The 18693-nt window shown below is 40.7% G+C and carries 9 protein-coding genes and 3 pseudogenes; 5 read left to right on the top strand and 7 right to left on the bottom strand.

Annotation, left to right across the window (positions count from 1 at the left end):
• Window positions 1–4 precede the first annotated feature (4 nt).
• Genes Q1W14_RS10815 through Q1W14_RS10785 form a run of 7 tightly spaced genes read right to left on the bottom strand, consistent with a single transcriptional unit; the run spans window position 5 to window position 12505 of the window.
• Window positions 5–1498 carry a glycosyl hydrolase family 28 protein gene (locus Q1W14_RS10815; RefSeq protein WP_300701413.1) on the bottom strand — a complete coding sequence of 498 codons (1494 nt, stop codon included), beginning with the start codon at window positions 1496–1498 and terminating at the stop codon, window positions 5–7.
• A gap of 29 nt (window positions 1499–1527) precedes the next feature.
• Window positions 1528–2667 (bottom strand): glycoside hydrolase family 26 protein, encoded by a 1140-nt coding sequence (locus Q1W14_RS10810; protein WP_300701412.1) that lies wholly within the window; start codon window positions 2665–2667, stop codon window positions 1528–1530.
• Window positions 2668–2680: 13 nt separating this feature from the next.
• On the bottom strand, window positions 2681–5443 hold the full coding sequence (locus Q1W14_RS10805) for a glycoside hydrolase family 2 protein (protein ID WP_300701411.1): 2763 nt from the start codon (window positions 5441–5443) through the stop codon (window positions 2681–2683).
• A 13-nt stretch (window positions 5444–5456) separates the two neighbouring features.
• Window positions 5457–6749, bottom strand: a complete 1293-nt coding sequence (locus Q1W14_RS10800; protein WP_300701410.1) for a cellulase family glycosylhydrolase — start codon at window positions 6747–6749, stop codon at window positions 5457–5459.
• Between the two features lie 58 nt (window positions 6750–6807).
• Window positions 6808–7662 (bottom strand): hypothetical protein, encoded by an 855-nt coding sequence (locus tag Q1W14_RS10795; protein ID WP_300701409.1) that lies wholly within the window; start codon window positions 7660–7662, stop codon window positions 6808–6810.
• 18 nt (window positions 7663–7680) lie between these two features.
• Entirely contained in the window at window positions 7681–9402 is a 1722-nt protein-coding gene (locus Q1W14_RS10790; protein WP_300701408.1) for a RagB/SusD family nutrient uptake outer membrane protein, read from the bottom strand.
• A gap of 13 nt (window positions 9403–9415) precedes the next feature.
• Entirely contained in the window at window positions 9416–12505 is a 3090-nt protein-coding gene (locus Q1W14_RS10785) for a TonB-dependent receptor (protein WP_300701407.1), read from the bottom strand.
• A 353-nt stretch (window positions 12506–12858) separates the two neighbouring features.
• Here Q1W14_RS10785 and Q1W14_RS10780 point away from each other — a divergent pair, with 353 nt between their 5' ends.
• From Q1W14_RS10780 to Q1W14_RS10760, 5 genes and pseudogenes are all read left to right on the top strand, one after another.
• Window positions 12859–16947, top strand: a complete 4089-nt coding sequence (locus Q1W14_RS10780) for a two-component regulator propeller domain-containing protein (RefSeq protein WP_300701406.1) — start codon at window positions 12859–12861, stop codon at window positions 16945–16947.
• Between the two features lie 265 nt (window positions 16948–17212).
• Window positions 17213–17836: an HU family DNA-binding protein gene (locus Q1W14_RS10775; protein ID WP_300701405.1), complete on the top strand. Its 624-nt coding sequence runs from the start codon at window positions 17213–17215 to the stop codon at window positions 17834–17836.
• 98 nt (window positions 17837–17934) lie between these two features.
• Window positions 17935–17988, top strand: a pseudogene (locus tag Q1W14_RS10770) (hypothetical protein); the annotation flags it as partial.
• A 39-nt stretch (window positions 17989–18027) separates the two neighbouring features.
• Window positions 18028–18475: pseudogene (locus Q1W14_RS10765) on the top strand (PD-(D/E)XK nuclease domain-containing protein); the annotation flags it as partial.
• Between the two features lie 153 nt (window positions 18476–18628).
• Window positions 18629–18693 (top strand): annotated as a pseudogene (locus tag Q1W14_RS10760) (ribosome assembly cofactor RimP); the annotation flags it as partial.

Here is an 18693-nt window from a genome sequence, read left to right as displayed (position 1 = left end):
TGATTTAATTTGATTTTATACTCTGAGTCAGCTTTATCGCCGGTAAATTCTTATTAGATGGCGATGGCTGAGCTTTAACGTTATTAATATGTATGTCCTTAACTTTAACAGCCTCAATGGCATGTTTGTGGTAAGGTTGCATTTTCCCTTCCCAGTTAATAGTGCCTTCGTGGAAGGTTATATTTTCTCCATTTTCAATGTAAACCACCGGAATGTCTGCCGCAAAAAACTCTTTGCCCATTACTGTGGTCGGTCTTAAATCGAAATTACCTCCGGTACTTTTCTCAAGAGGACTTTCGCGTAATGTAAAATCGAAGTTGTCAAAGGTAATATTTTCTAGCTTAGAATCTTCTGAAGCATACATAAGAATACTATTTTCGCCTACACAAGATACATTAGTAAACTTAATGTCCTTGATAATACCTACCAGATTACTGGGAGCACCACGCATGGCTGATATTTTAATAGGTTCGCCATTTCCCCACCAATCACCGGTATGGAGGCGTGTTTCGATGCGGATATTGGTGAAGTTCATCTTTTGTGCAGATCCTTCGTCTCTTACGGTTATGTTGATTCCGCAATTGGAGTCAAAGATGGTAATATTGTTAAAGTTATAATTAGACATGTGGTTTTGATCCCATCCCCCGATACGGATGCCACTTGAACGTGATTGCAACACACAGTTAGAGATATTGATATTCTTTGAAGGTGCAAGGATATCCTTATAGCCGGGGTCGCCAAAGTGATGTGCATATCCTGCCACTACAATAGCATCGTCACCACAAGTAAAGATACAATCGGATACATTTACGTTGCTGCAAGAGTTTATATCAAGTCCGTCACTGTTCGGTATCAAAAGATTGTTGTTTATGGACAGTTTTGAAACAAATATTCTTTCACTATGAACAAGTAGAAATGTCCAGTATGGAGCATCGATACATTCAAAATCCGTAAGTCTTATGTTCTTGCAGTTAGAGAATACAATCATCTGGTGATAACGGTCTTTGGGATGAACAGGACCATCACCCAACCCACTTTCTACTCTCCTTAGGTCTTTTTTCTGACGTACATGGTTCAGCACGTCACCTAAGATTACCTTGGCACTATCTTGATACATAAACTCCATGCCTTGTCCATGAATCTTTCCTTGTCCGGTGATTGATACATTCTCTGCATTCTCGGTATAGAATACTCCTGCCAGATGCTCGTTATGTTGCTGGTATTGGCTGAGGTCTGTTGTAGCTACCAATGTGGCACCATGCTCAAATCTGAATTCAACATTCGACTTGAGGTTTAGTGTTCCGGTGAGGTATTTACCCAATGGAACATATACTACTCCGCCACCATTATCAAAGCAACGATCAATTGCTGCCTGGATGTGTTTTGTTGTGAGTCCTTTTCCTGAATTGTCTGCTCCAAAATCGAGAACGCTATATACAGCGGCTTTTGCTGTAAAGATACTCATGATTAGGAAAGCTAAAAAGATTCTTGTTTTCATATCAGTTCAATTTTAGTTTGATGAAATCGTTATTTTTCGTTTGTTAGTTTTGAGTTAGCAATATCTTTGCACATCAAGATATCCGGTTTGTTTACAAACTTGTTGAAGTCTTCGCTTGCCGGATGGTCTTTGAAGGGGACATAATAATGATTAGGCTTATCTTCTTCCCATGCATTTCTCCAAAGAAGAACATAACTGATTTTATGCTTACTGATTAATGGGTACAGTATCTCGCTGAAATAGGTCGAGTCGGCAACACTCTCCATCCCAGTTTCAGCTACACAAGGGATTTTATTAGCTTTAGCAGCATATTTTGTGATGATATCCAGATTAAGTGCCATTCTGTTGTTGTAATTCTCAATGGATGCCGAATCTTTTCCGGAAGCATAACAGTCGAATCCTATGATGTCTACATATTCATCGCCTGGATAGCGGTCTAGATAATCAGCTTCATTCTCTACTTCCGCATCCGAAGGAGAGTAAGCATAAAGCAAATTATGCACATTGTTCTTGTCGCGAAGGCGCTCCACAGTCATTCGCCATAGTTGCTTGTACTCTTCGGATGTACATTGCTTTTTACCCCACCAGAACCAACTGCCGGTATGCTCGTGGTACATTCGGAAGATTACCGGGATCAGTTTGCCCTCATCATTCTTTAGACTAGAGAAAAAGGCAGATAACCGATCCAACCATGTCAGGTATTGCTTGTGATTTTCACCACCTGGTAATATACTTCTTACTACAGTGTTTTGCTCACAATCCCAAGCTGTATTGCCAGTAACAATATTATCACCATGCCAGCTCAATGTATTGATAGAACCTCTACGGTCTCCTTCTTGTATATATTTTCTCATGTCCGAGAAGTAGACGGAGTCAAGATTGAAAGGAGCTGCTATCTCAATGTGCCCTAGTTCCCATCCAATCATGGCCGGATAATCGCCAGATACATCCTTAACATCTGAACGCTCTGGTTCTTTATACCAATTATGCCCATACGCTAAGTCGTCCTGATGGGCGAACATAATTCCTTTCTGCTGTAATCCTTGTAATTGATTGTATAATTGCTTGGTTTCTGTTGTGGCCTGTTTGTCAACAGTTGCGATTACTTCTTCCTGTTTTCCGCAGGCAAGAAGGAGTGACATTGCAATGAGTGCTAAAATTGCTTTCATGATTATTTATGAGTTATTTTTTTGTGAATACAAGAGTGGGGTCGAGTGGATAGCGTCCAAAATCCTTGCCATATATCGCCAGTCCTCCATTGATACCTTTGGGTACTTCCATACGAATAATAATAGGTTTTCCTTCTACCAATATTTCTTTAGGTATCATGGTCTCAACTAAGTAACCGTATGAACCTGCTTCGGATAAAGTCTTATTGCGAGGTTGTGATGCCCATGATAGCACACCTCTGTGGTCGGCCGGATCATCGGGAAGGTAGGTGCTTCCGCAGGAAAGGTTGTTTACGCTTATATTTACCCTTGAAGGATGTGTTTTTAAATCAGTCATTGCATAAGCATTCTGCCCTTTGCATGGATCGAAGCTGCCTCCACCGCGCATATAGTCAATATCGACGTCAGTCATATCCGAACCCTCTATATCTTTTCCAAAGAGTTCTTTTGCTGAAGCTTCAAACACTAGTGATACGGACTCTAACTCTTCCTTCTTGACACCTTCGGGCCATGCTATTGCATATTCAAAGAAACCGTCTCCTGCACCATTGACTTTCAACCCATTCAATACATTCCATTGTTTGAGTGACCAACTATTGTTCTGGAACGAGTTTGGAGCAAATGAAGTTAATGTCATTTTCTTAGTTGATGCAGGTTGCTTACCGTCTTTTATAATGAATAATGAGAAATTACGTCCAAGTATTTGACCGGTATTGTTCTTTAACTCATATTGTAGTACATACAGACCTGATTCGGCAGGAGCCTGAAACTGTACAGGGGCGATAAGCTCATTTTTGAAAGGTTTGAAGGTTACCGGATAATCTCCTGCGTTGGTACGTTCAATTGGATGTCCAAGAATATCCCAGCCTATGAGATGAGTTTCTAAGGTTAGAGTTCCAGGATCACAATCGGTCATGAAAGAGGCAAAAAGAGGAACCTCAATAGAAGAACTGGCGTGAACTTCCTGACAAAGTTCTCCCTGCGGAGCAATGTAATAAGCAGTGTGGAAGTCGGCGATTGTCATTCCCGGAACAAAAGAATCCAGTCCGTCGATTTTAGGCGACCTGTCGTAGCGTACATAGCCATTCCATTCATTGATCACATCGTGATGTTCTGTGTACAGCCATCCGGAAACTTTGGGATGTGAACGGAATTCGTTCATCATAATATGGTAGTCCCAGGTGTAATCTACGTCATTAGTACTTCCTTCATATCCCCATACATTGCCACATTCGCTGTTAAACATTGGAATGTCAGTTTGTTTATTACCATCTTTGTAATTCCATGTTGAACCGGGGTAAGTTTGTTCGGTAACGTAGTCCAGCATCTTTTTCCATTCATATCCCGGAAGATAGGCGTGCCATGTGTTGAGATCAGTCTCTACATGGTCATGGTTGCAGGGAGAGTTATCCTCTACAAGTCGTGTCGGATCCAGTTTCTTAGTTTCCCGGTACATTTTCCGTACCCAATCCTGTGTTTCGGCAAGATATACTCTTTCTACCTCTTGTGGGGTGAAGAGTCCCCAAGTCTCATTAAAGTTTACCCATGAGAATATGGAAGGGTGATTGTAATCGCGCTTTATTTGGTTGCGCATACAATATTCCCAGTCAGTTTTAGCCTTATCAGTGGGCAGTCCCCAGAAGTTGGGAACATCTGCCATAATTAGTAATCCTAGCTTATCCGCCCAATATAGTTTACGCGGAATCTCTACCTTGACATGCGTACGGTTACCGTTTAGTCCCAAACTTTTGGACAATAGTATCTCATCTCGCATAAACTTATCACTTGGGAAAGTATAATATCCTTCCGGGTGATAACTTTGATCGAGTGTGAGTTGAAGATATATCGGTTGATTATTCAAGGCTACATACGGGAAGTTAAACCCTGGAAGTCGGGTGACACTAATCTTACGTTGGCCGAAGTAGGTATTCACGGTATCTATTACTTGTTTGCCATTCGTAAGAGTGGCTTCTATTTCATACAGATAAGGATTGTCGAGATCCCACAATTGCTGATTCTCCAATTTGATTTCAAATTGATGAATCTTCGATTTCTTGTTTCTAGGCGAGTAGGTAAATGCAGCCTGCTCACTATTCTTAAACCTAATCTGTATCTGAGTATTCTTTTGTATTTCAGTATTCAATCCTAATTCTACCTTAACAACCGATTGGTCAATGTCCGGTGAAAAGTGGATATAGTCTATGTAATTATTTCCTCGTGCTTCCAAATAGACCGTCTGCCAGATGCCTCGCACATTGCCATAGCCTTGTTTCCCTTCCAAACGTTCATTGGTATAGGTATCATCGGCACTGATGACTATCTGCTGCGATTTACCAAATTGGATATGATTGGTAATCTCAAATTCGAAAGGCGTATATCCTCCTTGATGGCCTCCTACTTGTTTTCCATCTATCCATGCGTGAGTATCCCATTCCGACGCTCCGATTACCAGATAAATGCGTTTTCCCTCCCACGTTTGTGGAACTTGTATTTCGCGGGCATACCAGCCTTTATCTCCTTTATCCTCTACTCCTGATAGTTTCGACCCCCAACCAAAAGGAACCTGAATGTTTAGATCAAATCCGGATATATTGTTCTGCTGTAAGGCATTGTTTGCCAGTTGTTCATTGAAGGTAAACCTCCAGTTACCATTCAGATTGATCCATTCAGCTCGTTCAAAATCCGGCCGGGGATGCTCAGGCAATGGAATCTGCTCTTGTGACATCATGTTTAAGAAGAGCATTGTCAATAGTATTGTGCTAAACAATCGTTTCATATTTTTTTATTGATTATTTCGTAAGTAACTTATTGGTGTATTCCTTTATAAGCTGTATGGTTGAATCTGTGTTGAAGACCGCATTCAACCCTTGCTCCTCTTGAGCCGGATCGCCTATATAATCATCCCACGGCTTCCAGAACTTATTACTAGGGCGGCCAAACCCTCCCCATGCCCAGAAATTACATCCGGCTAAAGCATCTTTTTGAGAGGCATTGATATTAATCAGCTCAAATACATTCCGGTAATATTTATCCCTGCTTGTAGTGAGGTCGGATAATTCATATAAATGGTGGTCACGTGGTAATCCAAACTCTTCCAATACAATAGGTTTGTTCAGCTTCTTGGCCAGAGCCAAATGTTGACCTATGTATTGATTAGTCTTCACGATGCTTTCGTCTATAGAACCCGGAATATCTTTGGGATCTAACCATCCCCAATTCTTGGGCCAGATGTGTATGGTCAGGTAATCTACATTTGGATCGCTGTGAATGCGTTCGTATAAGTCGATATCTCCTTCAGAACCGGCTGACCCTTCTGATCCGGTTGAGACTAAATGATTTGCATCGAGGCTTTTGATGTAAGCAGTGACCTCTTTCATCCATGTCTCGAACAGAGGTTTATTCTCGTCGGAGAAGGCACGTGGCTCATTGCCGATTTGCCAGGCCATAATAGCTGGGTCTTCCGAGTAGATATTGCCGGTATATTTATTCGTTCTGGTGATGACTGCTTTAATGTGATTCTTTAGAAGTTCCTTACATTCATCGCAAGAGGCATATTGAGCTACATATTTTGTAAAAGCATCCCATCCATCTACAATGGGAATAGGTGCGTTTCCATGGCCTGCCCAGCTTAGATACTGTCCGTAGCCTCCTGACCATTCCCAACTGTTGGTGAAATAGAGAACGGCATACATTTTCCGTTTCCCCATTTCAGATAGCAAGAAGTCTAATCCATCAAATACTTCTTCGTTATACTTGCCCGGTTCTTGTTGTAGGGTTGGCATTACTTTAGCCGGTACTCCATCAAGTCCATCGGCTCCTATCAGTACGCGGAGGTTATTTACCCCATTTTCTTGTAGGAAGTCGAGTTCCTTAATCAGTCGTTCTCTATTGCCGCCTTTACCTTGCGAACCCAGGATGGCTCCATACCAGAAATTTGTTCCGATGAAGTAATAAGGTTTCCCGTCTACTTCAAAACATTTTCCATTGGTGGTCACAAAAACATTTGTTGGCTTTGTACACGAGGAGTTCCCCAAACAAAGAACGGATAAAACAAACAAAAGAATATACTTAATTGGTTTCATAGCTGAATGATAAATAAACTGTAATATATAATTTAATACCTATTGAAAACTGTTTTAACTAATAATTAAATCCTTTTCTCTTAAAGCGCCAATACCATGTTTCGCCATAATCTACTGTTGGATTAAGATAGGCCAGCACTAATTCATCCTCGGTCAGTATGCAGATGTCGAACTTATAAATGGTTTTATTGCCTTCGTTGACGCTGATACCATGAGGAATGGTTGCACTACTTAGTTGCAGGCTACCTATCGACCATAAACTGCCATCGTCATTCTTTACTTGTTCATCTAACTTCAAGTCGTAAATGCCATTGGTGGTAGTTCCGTTGTAGGTTACTTTGAAGTTGGCTGCACCTTCGAGGTCAAAATACATCTCAGCATTGAGGTCTATCTTATCCTCGTGTGCATCTGCAGCAGTACGTCCCCACCAGTCGGGCCCTTGTGGCATTCTCTTATATCCACCATTCCCCCAGATACGTCCCTCGTAACTGCTTTTCGGAATATCGGTTGCAAATACCCATGTTTTTCCTTTATTATTTCCGGATAGCAATCCCCATGCCGGATTTTCAAAATATGCCGGGTCGTTCTGGGCTACGTTGAATGTGCGGGTAGTACTTACAGCACCTCCGTCACAGTAAGCCGTGAAAGTTAATGTATATTCGCCAGCAAAGGGGAAATAAGCTTCTGTTTTTTGCTTATTGGAGTAGCCTGTTCCCCAATCGAAATAAGGGATAACACCTTTAGTCTTATTTTCCAGTATGACCGTATTAGAGCCGACGGGGGTTTGTATCATGTCGAACTGGAGTTCATTTTCGGTTAGTAACCTTCCTCCATTGTCTCTATCCTCAATCGTATTGCATGCTGCAAGAAGTAAGGACATGAGTATTGACAGGTAAATTGTTATCGTCTTCATAGTTGCTGTTCTTAATTTTTAGTTAAACATTACAGATGATCCTTCCCATCCGGAGTTTTGTTTCAAAATACCTCCTGACAAAGATATTTCTTCATTTGGAATTTGCAGGAACCCACCGGTTTCTTTAATGCGCTTGTCTATTTCGTCAAAATAGCCATTGTTTCTATCATTGTTGATGGTAGTTTCTGCTCCCATATTGAAGATTTTTGCTCCGGTCATGTTCTGCTTCATAATGGTACCGGCTTCTGCACCATACCAACGCAGCATATCATAATAGCGGATTCCTTCGAATGCCAGTTCATAGCGTCTCTCTTGTCTTAATGCTTCATCGGTATATACGCTGATTGAAGGTAGATTAACACGTGCTCTAACAGCATTGATTCCCTCAGTTGTTTGTGTTAATTCAGAATGCATTAGTAAAACATCGGCAAAACGGATGTAAACCAAGTCTTGCGTATTATTCGTTTGGAAGTTAGATGCTCTGCCATACAGTACGCAACTATAATTGCATATTTCTTCATTACCATTATTATCTTTTCTTTTGACATTGATTGGCATGTACTTCTTCTGCCAATATCCGGTCTCCTGCCACATCATGTCACCGCCCCATTTGTAGCCAGAGATTCCTTCGCTGGCATCGTTTACGTTGCAGATAGAACCTTGTTTACGTAAATCGTTTTGTGGCCACTGCTCGTAGAACTTAGGATTTACGGGACCAAAGCCCCAGCCTTGACCAAGAGGAGTCAGTGTCTGATCTCTTATTCCCTGACAGGTTAGTAATTGATTGTTGGGTATCTTATCGTTTTGATCCCATCCGCCGAGTATCGAGAATTTAGTTGCAAAAATAGTTTCTTTATTGCCTCCGGCTTCGCCCAGCCAACTCAGGTTGTTGTCTTTGGCATACTTATAGTCAGCTTCGGGTATATTAACTGAATATGGCCATTGGTTTCTAAAATCACTTGCTAGCTCATGACCACTGTTTTTTATACAATCAGTCAGGTACTCAATCACTTTAGCAGAAGTTAATGTACTCTCATCAGGCAATTGTACGTCCGATTTTGCATTGGCTTTATAGTAACCATCATAGAATAGGTATGCACGAGCCATCAGTGCTTCAGATGCCCATTTGGTTGCACGACCAAGTTCGGAAGTAGACTGCTGCACGGCTGGTAAAAGTTCTGCAGCCATCTTTAGGTCATATAGGATTTGGCCGAACAAAGTTGCCGGTTCTGCCTTCGGGTTGTTTTGTGGAAGCGGGTCGATAACCAAAGGTACTGTACCCCACATGCGAGCCATATTGAAGTAATAGAATGCTCTGAGGAAGTAGGTCTCTCCCAGTATCTTGTTCTTTTGGGCTTCACCTTCCCAAGTCGTAATCTGCTCGATAGATGAAAGGAGCATGTTACAGCGGAAGATACCTTTATAGAAACAACCCCATGCTTCTTTAAACTGATTGTCGGATGTGGCTTTGAATACATTGATAGCTTGTGGTTCGCGGTCGTTTTGTCCGCCTCCACCAAATCGGTCGTCCGAAAGTAGATCGCTGATCAGAACCGGATTCTGTGCGGCACCCATACCAAAGATAGGGGAGTATGCACCATACAATGCCTGAAGTGCATCTTCCGGCGATTTAGGGAAGTTCGAATTGTCTTTCTTGACTAAGTTGTCTGTATCAAGAAAATCACTGCAGCCTGCAAAGCACAGACTTACAATTAATAGTAATATACTTATTGGTTTCATTGTTTCTTGAGTATTAAAATTTTAGATTTAAGCCAAACATATACGTTCTTGGGAGGGGATAGAAACCTACGTCTACACCGCTCACCCATGCCGACTCGCCATCATTGGTACTTGTCCCGATTTCGGGGTCCATGCCAGAGTATCCGGTGAATGTGTACAGATTCTGAGCAGTGAAATACAAGCGCATTTGTTGAAGTGGAACTTTGGGAAATAGCTTCTTGAAGTCGTATCCCAGAGTTAGGTTGTTAATTCTCCAATAGTCTCCATTCTCTACATAACGGTCCGAAACATAGATTTCATTAATATGTGCACCGCTGGTTACACGTGGAATCTTGTTCGAGGTTCCTTCACCATGCCATCGGCCTAATACCTCAGTGGTGTAGTTGTTTTGAGAGTTATCACCGCGATATTGTTTATAGATTTGATTACCAAGAACTCCACTGGTATTTACAGAAAGATCGAAGCCTTTATAACCCAGTGAGAAATTAAAGCCGAAGTTTACATCCGGATTAGGGTCGCCAATGTTTGTTTTATCACGGTCGTCAATGATACCGTCATCATTAATATCTACAAATCGGATATCTCCGGGGACAGCTGTGGGTAAAATGACTTCACCTTTCGAATTCTTATAGTTTTGTACCTCTTGCTCATTTTGGAAGATGCCATCTGTTTTATAACCCCAGAAGTATCCGATGGGTTGTCCTACCTCTGCCCGTGGGAATGTAGAAGCATTGTAGCCTACTTTGACTCCTGAACGGATAATACCTTCATTATTTGCAATACGAGTTACTTCATTTTTGTTGTATGCAATATTGGCTCCAACGGAGTAGGTAAAGTTACCTAACTTATCTTTCCAGTCCAATCCTAACTCAATACCTTTGTTCTCAATGTTACCACCATTGATATAAGGTGCTCCTGTTCCATAGCTACCCAAGATAGGGGCTTGAATCAGCCAGTCCTTCGTCGTTTTTTTGTACCAGTCGAATGCTACTCCTAACCTTCCGGCCAAGAAGCGGGCATCGAAGCCTAAGTCCAGCTGTTCCGATGTTTCCCAAGTAACGTCGGGATTCGGCAGAATATCGGGATAACCTCCCAATTGAATCTTGTTTTTGTCATCTCCTTGGAAGAAGTAGGCTCCGTCGAAAGAGATAGTCGATAAATATTGGAAGGGCGAGATTGATTGGTTACCATTCTGTCCCCAGCTTGCACGGAGTTTCATGAAGTCCATCCAGTGGGTCACAGGCTCCATGAATTTCTCATTGGTCATTACCCAGCCTGCCGATATTGAAGGAAAATATCCCCAACGGTTTCCCTTAGCAAAGTTCGAAGAACCATCCGCACGCATCACTACGGTAACCATATACTTTTCTTGGTAATTGTAGTTTATACGGCCGAAGTAAGAGAGAATACCGCCTTTGCCCATTGGTGCTCCACCTACAGTTGTTTTAGAGGTGTTGATAACCTTTGCGTTATCCAGGTAAGCATGGTTGAAATCATTAAATAATGAGTTGGCATTTCCTGCCGATAATCCTTCGCCTAATCCCCAACGTTCGGCAGATGTTCCGATCAGGGCATCGAAGCTATGACTCTCTTTGATCTTGAACTTATAAGATAGCGTGTTCTCAAATGTCCAGCTTATGGAGTTGCCTGAATTCTGGCTTACATAATCTTCGTCACTGAATGTTTCCGGTCCTAATTTATATTTAGGGGTGTATGCCCTGTAGCTATAAGCATTAACGTTGACCCCGAAGCTACTGCGATAGGTCAAATCCTTTATAGGCTGAATCACAAAATAGAAATTCCCGTTGATGTTGTGATTCTTAGACATGTTCTGTCCTCTTGTGTAGTCCATAACTCCAACAGGGTTCGGCTCACGGTTGTTCCACGGCAAGGCATAATGATACTGTCCTACAATATCATTACCATTTGCATCGCGTGCCCATAAAGGCAAGAAAGGTGCTGCGCGTAATGCATTACTAATATCATTCCAAAAATTGTCGCCAATACCAATTCCATTCTTCTCGGTATATGAGTAAGAGAGATTCTCGCCAAACTTAATCACGTCCAGATTATTGGCTTTATATAGTGTGTGTTCTGTGTTTACTCTGGCTGTATAGCGCGAATATTCAGGCTCTACTGGTTTACCATAGATACCCTCTTGTGAAGAGAATGAAAGGCCGATGGAATAAATAGACAGTTCCGTACCACCGGCTATATTCAGCGCATGACTTTGTATAGGAGCATCTTCGTTCTCCATTGCTTTTAGCCAATTGGTTCCTTTCCATGTCCCCTTCTGGATACGGTCCCAATCACCGGGAGCTAACAGAGTGTCAAAGGCGTATTCTTTTAGTCCGGAATTAACCTGAGCCTCATTCATGATTGTGGCATACTGTTGTGCATCCAATAGTGGCGCTCTTTTATAAACATTCTGTATTCCGTAATAACCATTGTATTCAATCAGTGCTTTTCCGGCCTTGCCTTGTTTGGTCGTAACTAAGACAACTCCATTGGCTGCACGTGCCCCGTAGATCGCTGCTGATGCAGCATCTTTGAGTACATCTAAAGATTCTATGTCAGATGGGCTTAAATAATCAATATTATCTCTAGCCACGCCGTCTACTATATATAAAGGCTGTGAGTTGCCCACCGTACCAATACCACGGATATTTACCTTGAAGCCTTCGCCTGGCTGACCGGATTTCTTCATAATGGTTACTCCTGGGCTTTGACCTTGTATGGCTGATAATGGTGAAACCGTATTCTGTTTCAGAATATCATCGCCTTTTACCTGTACGGTAGCTCCTGTGATTAGTTTCTTCTTCTGCACTCCGTAACCTACTACTACTACTTCATCCAGTATTTGTGCATCTTCCTTTAATAGAATAGGATAATGAGTCTTGTTTGGAGTTACAGCGATTTCTTGTGTGTTAAACCCTACGTATGAAACAATAAGCGTAGAGCCGGCTGGAACTGCCAATTCAAAATTACCGTCAATGTCAGTAATTGTTCCATTTGTTGTGCCTTTTTGTAATACACTCACTCCGATGAGTGGTTGACCGTCAGTGGCAGAGGTGATTTGCCCACCAATTTTGTGACTGCTCATGCTTTGGGCATTCATTGATGCTGAGAGCAAAATAGCAAAACATAATAATGTATACCTTAGCAGGCATAATGCTTTGCAATTAGAAAGTAGTGTTTTCCTTCTCATAACTTAAAGATTGATGTTATTTATTAGATATGTTTTTTACTGAAGTATCAGCATGGCAAATGTATTGAGAATATAATAAAAGCTTTTGTTACCATGTAACATGAAGCTGGTGATTATGTAATATTCCTATTGGAACTGTTTCAGATCTTAAAGATTATGTAACATGCCCCTGAAATAAGGCTTAATAATCTTGTAAGTCCGATTTTTCATCTAATTTTGTGTCTGTTATCTATCATTGGAAAAATGCTATGAAAAGTCATTCTCTCAAAATTAATCGAAGCTTGATAATCATTCTTGAGATTCTTGTATTCTTGTCTGGTGGTATACTCCATGCATCCATGCGTTTTATTTCGGTTAAAGACGGTCTGTCGAATAGCAGTATACATTATATCTTTCAAGATAACCGTAGTAATATGTGGGTTGCTACTGATTATGGTTTGAATCGCATTACCGGTAACGATATAAAAGTGTTTATCCAATCTTTAGACAATCAGGATTCTCTTCCTAATGACTATGTACTGACGGTGTTTGAAGATTCCGAGAATAACTTTTGGGTAGGTACTTTGAGTGGTCTCTATTTATACGATTATAAAACTGAAACTTTTAGTTCATGTTTTGAAGAGAAGTATCCTTTTATTTCGAATACCAAAGTTTCTTGTATTATTGAGGACCGGGATAAGCATGTTTGGATAGCTTTGAATGATGAAGGGCTTCTTTGTATCAATCTTAAAGACAACTCTACCCGTTTGTATAATGATCCGGCTATAAAGAAATTGAATATTATGACAATGATACTCTCTGCAAAAGGCGAGATATGGTTGGCAAACAAGAATGATGGGGTTGGGATCTTCTATCCGCATACAGGAGAAATGAAAAACATAAACACTCTATATCCCACTAATGAGGTACTCACTAAGTATCAGGCTTTTTCACTCTGCGAGGATAACAGAGGGGATATATTGGTAGCCGCTTTGGGAGGAGGTTTGTTTAAAGTGGATGCTCAAACGCTCATAATACAACCTATTGGAGATATGTCCGGGGCTCCGGAACTTAAACTATCACAGGTTATTCTGCGTGATAGCAAAGATAGGATATGGATAGGTACAGATGGTGGTGGTTTGTGGCTTTTCGATGAAAGGAAAGAAGCGTTTACTCCTTATATGATTGATAGCTTTGGCTTTGATCCGAAGACCGGGAAGATAGAAAATATTTATGAAGATCAGCAAGGGAATATCTGGGTCTCATATATGGAGAAGGGAGTCTTGATTATACCTTCGCAAAAGAGTGGATTTGAGTATCTCACTAACAATCCTTATAGCAACCTGAACATATCAGATCAAAGTATAGGTTCTCTATTGGTGGATAAGGAGAATGTTTTATGGGTAGGAACTAATGGAAGTGGACTCTATCGACTCACTTTTAATGGAGACCGCTATGTATCAAAAGACAAATTCCTGCCGGAAGAGAATGTAATTACTTGCTTATACCAGGATACTGAAAGTAATATATATATAGGTACATATCTTCATGGTTTTTATTTATATAGTCCGCAGCATGGAACTCTAAAGAATTTCAATAAGAGTAATGACCATAACTCAGTGAACTGTAATCATATTACGGGGTTTGCGGAAGACAAAGAGGGTAACATTTGGATCTCGACCAACGGCGGAGGGGTAAATAAAATGGAACAAAATAATAAGAGCTTTACTTATTACCGGCAAGGCATACAAAATGAGGATGATGTGTTGCTTAGTGATTGGTGCAACACGATAATTATTGATAATGATAATACATTATGGGTGGGGACGTATGTCGGATTCTGCTGCATGGACTTGAATACATATAAAAAGAAGTCTTATACCAAAGACGATAAACTGATAATGAATAATGTAATAAGTGCTTTCTGTGAAGACAATGACGGGCATATCTGGATAGGAACCCAGTGGGGAGTGGGCAGATTGGATAAGAAAACGCGGAAGATAACTCTGTTTACCACAAGAGACGGACTTCCAAGTAATGTAATTGCTTCCCTGCAGAAAGATTTGGAGGGGAATCTTTGGGTAAGCACCAATAATGGGATTGCCCAATACATAAAAGGTAAAGAGAAATTTATTAATTATGGAATAGCCTATGGACTGAATAATACTGAATTTAAGCCGCGATCTTCTACCGCTAGTCCCAACGGATATCTTTATTTTGCCGGAACTGATGGAGTTACTTGGTTTAATCCTCAAGATATGAATAAAGAAATCCCCTTTGCAGGGTTAGTCTTTTCTAAGCTGATGCTTTTCAATAAAGAGGTATCGGTAGGAGTAGCTTATGATCGGAACATCATATTACCTCAATCTCTTCAATGCGTTGAGGAGATTACTTTACGACATGATCAAAATAACTTTTCTATCGGCTTTGACGCTCTTGAGTTTATAGCGCCTGAAAGAATTAAATACGAATATAAGCTCCAGGGCTTGAATAATGAGTGGCAATTATCTGAAGATGGTAGCCGGACGGCCGTTTATACTAACATTCCTCATGGACAATATCTGTTTATGGTAAAAGCATATACAGGCTCCGGTCATGAACAAATTCGTCAATTGGCTATTACTATTTTACCTCCGTTGTGGCTTACATGGTGGGCAAAGGTCTTATATGCTATCCTTATTCTATCTATGTTGTATGGTATGTACCGAATCATTCTGATTCGTGAAAAAGAAAAACAACTTATGCTGGCCAAAGAGCATAGGGAACAATTGTCACAATCCAAGTTACAATTGTTTACCGACATTTCTCACGAGATACGAACTCCATTAACTTTGATAATAGCTCCTTTGCTGAAGTTGATTGAAGAAAATAAGAACCTTGCACATAATTCTACATATCACATTATGTACAGAAATGCTTCCCGAATACTGCGTATGGTAAATCAAATGCTGGATATAAGGAAAATAGATCGAGGGCAGATGCAGCTTTCTGTGCGCGAAGTAGATATCGTTTCGTTTGTTACAGACATCGTAGACTCTTTTATCCCCTTGAGTCAAAGTAAGAATATCCGTTTGGAATTTGTCGCCAAAGACTTGCCTGACACTGTTTGGCTTGATTCTGATTTTATAGATAAAGTACTCTATAACCTACTGTCGAATGCTTTTAAATATACTGATAATGGTGGTAAGATCATCATTCAACTAAGCATCTCTAAAGAAAATAGACTGAATTTTAAGATTGAAGATAACGGAAAGGGGATTGCCCCCGAATATGTAAAAAAGGTCTTTGAACGCTTCTATCAGGTGAATAATCAGCAGAATGTTGCCAGAACCGGTACGGGAATAGGACTCCATCTTTGTAAGATGCTTGTTGAGTTGCATCACGGTACTATTGACGTAGATAGCATACCTGGTAAAGGAAGTGTCTTTACTTTCACTATACCCTATTTGAAAGCCGATTATTCAGCAGAAGAAAAGACTAATGTGTTAGTTGATTATCCCACTCATATATCCTCAGGAGAGATTGATCTTCTGTTGCATTTGGACGAGACAGAGTTACTTGAGGGTGAGAGTAATGCTCCGGTATCTAAAAATAATCCCACGGTGTTGGTTGTTGAGGATAATCCTGATATACGTGCTTTACTAAGAAATGAATTGCGGAGTCGTTTCAACGTGTTGGAAGCTTCTGATGGTAAGAAAGGTTACGAGATAGCTGCCACACAACTACCCGATCTGATTATAACAGATATTATGATGGAGGGAATGAATGGCATTGATATGACCCGGAAACTGAATGAGAATAACCATACTCGCCATATACCGATTATTATGCTTACCGCTAAAACTACTGTTAATGACAGTCTGGAAGGCTTGGGGGCCGGAGCTGATGTATATATAAACAAACCTTTTGACTTGCGATATCTATTGATGAATATAGCAAACCTGTTAAAGAAACGAGCTTTGATAAAGGCACAACAAGCTATTGGACAAGTGTCCGAAATGAATAATATGGAAGTGAAAAGCGCTAATGATAAATTAGTGGAGAAACTGAATCAGGTTATATTAAAACATATTAGTGATTCTGACTTGAGTATAGAGTCCATTAGCTATGAAATCGGGATTAGCAGAGTACACTTGCATCGCAAAATAAAAGAATTATTTAATCTTACCCCGAGTATCTACTTACGAAATGTAAGACTTGAGTATGCGGCAACTTTACTCAAAGGAAAGAAGATATCTATTTCTGAGGTAGCCTATGCCATAGGATTTTCATCTCATCAGTATTTTTCCAACTGTTTCAAAGATTATTATGGCATTTCACCTGCTGAGTATGTACATAAAAATAATACTGATCAGTAATTCGAGAATCCCTTAAAAGTATTTCTTTAGTCAGAGAAAACAATTATCTTTGTGACTACAAATAGATGGGCTGCTTGCTAACGACTCATGGGTTGTTTGCAGGCAGCCCATCGGTTGTTTATAGACGACTCATTAGTTGGTTGCTACCAACTCACTTATTTGTAGCTACAACGGAACTTGTTTTTGGCAATCTGGAAGTTAGTTTTCCGCAGTACAGAGATTAATTCTTTTCGGCAAGAGGTAAACGTTTAAAATATAAATAGATATGGCGTATTATGATTTAAAGAAGAAGCCCGCACTTACCACCAAAGAGGGAGAAAAAGAGCTGTTCTATGTTCAAGCTATTACAGCAGGAACTATTCCGTCGGATGAGTTCCTTGAATTAGTATCTAAGCGATTCGGATTCCGTAAGGGAGAAATAGAAGGAGTGCTGATGAGTGTCTTCGATACAGCTACCGACTGGATAAACAAGGGATTTGCCGTGGAGGTTGGTGAGTTCGGCTTCTTTACCGGCAAGGTAAAAGGAGAACGACTGGTGGAGAAGAAAACAGATATCCGATCACAGTCCATCCGTTTTAACGATGTAAATTTCCGTCCTTCCGCCAAGTTCAAAAAAACGTTGAACGGAGAACTATCGCGCGTGCCGACAATAAAGTTCCGCCAGTCCAGCAGTCTGGGTATGGATGAGTTGGAGAAGCGGTTGATGAACTATCTGGATAACAATCCGTTCATCAATAGAGTGACCTACAGCGAACTGACCGGGCGGCTGAAATGGAAAGCAGCACAGGACTTAAAATTCTTTGTGGAGAAGGGAGTGATTGTAAGTCGTGGACGAGGAAATCAGAAGCATTATGTGAAGGCTGTTCGACAGGTGGATTCCGACTTATGATTTTCCCTCTTATGTTTGGACAACTCGCAGGAATAGACTAATTTTGCAAGAAGAGGAATGAAAGACAGAAAGGAAAAAGAATATGAAATATCCTATTCGTGAGTACGCTTGAGGCCTATTATCGTGGACGGAAAGAACTTTTCGAAGGATTGACTATTGCTGACTTGGAGCAGGATTGGCTGGAATATCCTTACCTCACCATCAAGGACTACGACCTGCGCAGGGACAGCTATTTGTTGGACTTCCCCAATAACGAAGTCCGTCAAGGTTTTCTTACCATGATAGCCAATAGTTATCTGAAGCCTAAGAACGGCAACATTGAAGACTTCTGAAGCTACCGAGAAATATTTTCAATACACATTCTACCTCATTTTACGTTTGATAGGCGAAGGTAATTGCCGTCTTATCAATGAGAAACCTCAGGCTATGGGGCGTGTGGATTGTATTATCGAACTGAAAGACTACGTTTACATCTTCGAGTTCAAGCTCAATGGCTCGGCCGACGAGGCGCTTCGTCAGATTGAAGAAAAGAACTATGCCAAATCCTATATTGCGGACAAGCGAAAGGTAGTCTGTATCGGTGTGAATTTCTCTTCCGAGACGATGACGGTAGAAGATTGGAAAGAAGTGATCTGTTGATTATGACATAAAGACTTCACTTTTATGCTAAATATTCTTTTTTTCTTCTAATATTTTGTAGTCGAACAGATTATTTGTATCTTTGCAACCGGAAACGGATGAAAGGTGGAGGGGCGATAAAGCTCCTCTTTTTCGTTCTTATAGGATTAATCTATGATAGAAAAGAAAATTGTTTGTCAGATTGTTGACGAGTGGCTGGAAGGAAAAGACTATTTCTT

It is taken from the genome of Bacteroides sp. (assembly GCF_030151085.1).
In the GTDB taxonomy this organism is placed as follows: domain Bacteria; phylum Bacteroidota; class Bacteroidia; order Bacteroidales; family Bacteroidaceae; genus Bacteroides.
This window is presented reverse-complemented; position numbering and strand designations above follow the sequence as displayed.